General features: G+C 67.2%; 4 protein-coding genes and 2 pseudogenes. 4 read left to right on the plus strand and 2 right to left on the minus strand.

Going from position 1 to position 3,792, the window contains the following annotated elements; genetic code table 11:
- Positions 1–69: pseudogene (locus tag QZT59_RS11205) on the minus strand (DUF2267 domain-containing protein); the annotation flags it as partial.
- A 620-nt stretch (positions 70–689) separates the two neighbouring features.
- Here QZT59_RS11205 and QZT59_RS11210 point away from each other — a divergent pair.
- Entirely contained in the window at positions 690–1,907 is a 1,218-nt protein-coding gene (locus tag QZT59_RS11210; RefSeq protein WP_290815909.1) for a CBS domain-containing protein, read from the plus strand.
- A gap of 243 nt (positions 1,908–2,150) precedes the next feature.
- The gene (locus QZT59_RS11215) at positions 2,151–2,510 is read left to right on the plus strand and encodes a hypothetical protein (protein WP_290815912.1); all 360 of its coding nucleotides are present in this window, start codon (positions 2,151–2,153) and stop codon (positions 2,508–2,510) included.
- Positions 2,511–2,594: 84 nt separating this feature from the next.
- Here QZT59_RS11215 and QZT59_RS11220 read toward each other — a convergent pair.
- Positions 2,595–2,804, minus strand: a pseudogene (locus QZT59_RS11220) (HVO_2922 family protein); the annotation flags it as partial.
- Between the two features lie 88 nt (positions 2,805–2,892).
- Between QZT59_RS11220 and QZT59_RS11225 the strand changes: the two are divergent.
- Positions 2,893–3,333 carry a universal stress protein gene (locus QZT59_RS11225; protein ID WP_290815915.1) on the plus strand — a complete coding sequence of 147 codons (441 nt, stop codon included), beginning with the start codon at positions 2,893–2,895 and terminating at the stop codon, positions 3,331–3,333.
- A 250-nt stretch (positions 3,334–3,583) separates the two neighbouring features.
- Positions 3,584–3,792, plus strand: a 209-nt coding sequence (locus QZT59_RS11230; protein ID WP_290815918.1) for a hypothetical protein, incomplete at its 3' end; no start/stop codon positions are given.

The following is a 3,792-nucleotide window of genomic DNA, read 5'->3' on the forward strand; positions in this document are numbered from 1 at the left end:
AACCGTCCGGCCCGTGTCCGGCAGTTCGAGTCGGTGCTGGATCTCGCCGGTGAACTCGTCGAAATTCATCGCACTAGATCGTGCGACGACCACCATCGTCAATGAACGTGGCAGCTGCCGGGGAGGCGGACCGTCACCGTGACGAGACTGACCGACCGGCGGACCGTTCCGCGGTCGACCGGGACCGCCGATGGATTTGTCCCGGAGCCGGTCGTCGAACGGTGCGTCCATCCGACCGGGACCGCTGGCTCAAACGGTCCCGGCGGTGGCGCTCGACCGACGCGAGATCACCGGTGCGTTATATGCCGGCCGGTCACGTTCGATCGGTCGACGGGACGGAACCCGAGCGGCGAACTCGCCCGTCCGATCGGGCGGACGGATCGGATATCGGGCGGACGGATCGGAGATCGGGCGGACGGCTCGGAGATCGAGCGGACGGATCGGGCCGAACCACCGGACGGTTGCAAGATATCGGGAATGACCGAAACGAGAACCACCGTCGGACGCGTAGTTCCGATCGTCAAACGACACCGGCGACGATACCGTCCCGTGGTACAACTTCACAACTTCCCGGTCGCACCGCTTCACAACTTCCCGGTCGCATCGCTTCACAACTTCCCGGTCGCACCGCTCCCGGTACGTCCGCGGGCACAGCACACGAACTCCCGCGCAGAAACTCACCACAACTCATGAATATCGCAGATATCGTTTCGGACGAGTACGTCGAATTCACACCGGATACGCGGGTCTCGAAGCTCGTCGGCACGTTCGACGATCCCGACGTCGACGGCGTCGTCGTTCGCGGCGACGAATACGAAGGGGTCGTCACCCGTCGACAGCTCGCCAGCTCGCATCGCCAGCCGGACGAGAAGGTCGGTTCGATAGTCTGGCACGTCCCGCGGCTCGCGCCGGACGAGGACGTCCGGAAAGTCGCACGGCTCATGATCGACGGCGACTCCCAGCTGTTGCCCGTCTTCGAGGGGCGGGAGCTGATCGGCGTCGTCACCGCCGACGCGATCCTCCGTGCGGTCGAGCCGTTCCTCGACGCGGCGACCGTCGCCGAGGCGTACTCGTCGGAGCTCGTCACGCTCGATCCCGACTCGACGATCGGCGAGGCCGTCCACGACTTCCGGGAGGAGCGGATCACGCACCTCCCGGTCCTCGAGGACGAGTCCCCGGTCGGCGTCCTGAGCCTCTACGACCTGACCCATCTCACGGTCCGAGCGGAGGTCAATAGCCGCCGGGGCAAACCCGGCGGAACGGATCCGTTCGGGGGCGAGATCTCGTTCAACACCGGCCGAACGCGGTCGGGGGGCTTCGGCGCCCGGGAGGGAGAGCTCGCCCGGATGCTCGACCTGCCGGTCCGCGACGTCATGACCTCGCCCGTGCGGACGATCGCTCCCGACGAGACCCTCGACGTCGCCGTCCGGGAGATGTTCGAGGTCGGCGCGTCCTCGCTCGTCGTCACCGACGACGGCTCGCCCCACGGCATCCTCACGAAGACCGACGTCCTCGACGCGCTCACCTGGGAGGCCGGCGGCAACCGGGGCGTCCAGATCTACGGCGTCGACCTGATCGACGACGCGACCTACGAAGACATCGTGGCGATGGTCGAGAAGTTCGACGATCGCGACGGCGAAATGAACGTCCTCGACGCGAAGGTCCACCTCCACGAGCACGACGAGAAGCGCCGCGGCACGCCGCTGCTGCTCGCCCGCATCCGGCTGCACACCGACCGTGGCCTGTTCGTCGCCTCCGGGGAGGGCTACGGCGCCAAACACGCGATGAACGAAGCCCGCGACGTCCTGGAACGCCAGATCCGCGACCGGAAGACCCACGGTCGGTCCAAGAAACCGCCGGGCGAGGAGTTCTGGGAGAAGCGCTTCGGCTGGCTCCTCGAGGAGTGACGACGGCACCGTCGCTCGTCACGGCCGACGGCGACGGCACCGTCGCTGGTCGCAGCGGGCGGTGGAAGGTCGCTCGTCACGGCCGGCGACGGAAGGTCGCGCGTCGCAGCCGGCGGCGAAAGCGTTTCGCGTGCGGCTGACGGTTCTCCGCCGATGAGCGGACGCGTAGCGTGGTCCACATCCGGTCCCGAACGCTGAGAACGATGGGGCCGCTATACGACCGGAGCCGTGGAAGTTTCTCACATGGACGCAACAGCACCGGTCCGTGACGCCTCGCTCGTCGAACGGGTCGTCCTGCTCGGCCTCGTCCGCCGCGCGGTCGAGGGTCGAACCCCGGCCCGCGTCGACGAAGTTCGCTCCGCCTGCAACGACCGGCTCGACGAGGTCACCGGCCGACTCTCGGAGGCGGACGTCTGTCGGGCGCTGAACGAACTCGCGACGACCGAACTCGTCGACGAGCGCGGGCCGAACGTTCGCTCGCCGGCAGGAAAGGGCCGACCCACCTACGAGCTGCGGTGTGACGTCGACGCGACGCTGACCGCGGTCGGGGCCGACGAGTACCTGACGTCCCTCGTCGCGGACGTCGACGCGATGCGGGCCTGACGGGCCGGCTGCCGGCTGCCGACAGCTACCGGTTCAGCCCCCGTCGCGATTCGCCGCTCGAGTACCGGATCGTCGATCCGACGCTCACCCGTCGCCGTCGTCGAGTTCCCGGACGGTGTGCTCTTCGACCGTCGCGCCGGGAGCGTTGGTCTTGACGCTCTCGATGCCCCCTCTCGCCCGGCGCTTGGAGCTGTAGCCCTGCCCGCTGTCGGCGATGATGTTCCCGTTGTCGTGGACGAGCCGCCACCGCCACTTACCCGCCCGATCCTCGTAGAGTTCGAACGTCGCGTCGCTCATATCCCTACGTCGGGTGCGGCGCCGATAAATGCCGGTGAATCCGACGACCCCCAACGTAATGACTGTCGTCGGTGAACCGTACACGATGACAGAGAACGTCCTGGTCCCGATCGACGGCTCGCCGTTATCGATTCGCGCGCTGGAACACGCGCTGGAAAAGTTTCGCGACGCGGAGATCACCGTCCTCCACGTCGTCGACCTGTTCGAACCGACGGACGTCGACGGCTACGAGTCCCTGTACGAGCCGATGATCGGCTCGGACGAGTGGGAGGCGATGGAACGGGAGACGACCGAGGAGTTGCTCGGCGAGGCCGAGGAGACCGCCGCGGAGTACGACCGGGAGATCGCCACCGACTCGGCGATCGGCGATCCCCAGCGGCTCATCCCCGATTACGCCGAGGAGGAATCGATCGATCACGTCGTGATGGGCGTCCACGGTCGAGACGATCCCGGGCGAACGCTGGTCGGTCGGGTCGCCGAGACCGTCGTCTCTCGATCGCCGGTTTCGGTGACCGTAATTCGGTGAGTCGGATGCCGGGATGTCGAGCGAGCGGCCCGTAGATCGTCGATCGAGGAGTCGACGTACCCCACCTCGATCGAACGGCTCGCCATCCGACGGAGACGGCGTGCGACGCGACGAGGGCGAATTCACCGCTCTCCGTCGCACCGACAGGCGTCGAACGATCGGCGAGCGCAGGGGAGCCGCCTCGCGGCGATCGAGCGTTCGAGGCGCCGTCGACGAAAGGTATAATCGTCGATCTCATGTTACTGCGCGTATGCACGGCGCGGATCGGTCTCGGGTCGTCGATACGATCACCCCCAACCGGCTTTCGGCCGTCCACGTGCTCAGCCTCACCGGCCTGGCGGTAATCGGGATCGGGGTATTTCTCCCGTGGGTCGGCGAAACCGGATTCCGGATCTACGTCCTGGGGATGGAATCCGGGTTCGAGCGGCAGTGGGGCAGACGGCTGCTGCTCGGGGCGGC

Origin of the sequence: Halovivax sp. (assembly GCA_007119345.1) — an archaeon.
Taxonomy (GTDB): domain Archaea; phylum Halobacteriota; class Halobacteria; order Halobacteriales; family Natrialbaceae; genus Halovivax.

What these genes read in the sequence shown, in the direction of transcription:
- QZT59_RS11210 (WP_290815909.1), top strand. Translation starts at nt 690, where the DNA reads ATGAATATCGCAGATATCGTTTCGGACGAGTACGTCGAATTCACACCG.
- QZT59_RS11225 (WP_290815915.1), top strand. Translation starts at nt 2,893, where the DNA reads ATGACAGAGAACGTCCTGGTCCCGATCGACGGCTCGCCGTTATCGATT.
- QZT59_RS11215 (WP_290815912.1), top strand. Translation starts at nt 2,151, where the DNA reads ATGGACGCAACAGCACCGGTCCGTGACGCCTCGCTCGTCGAACGGGTC.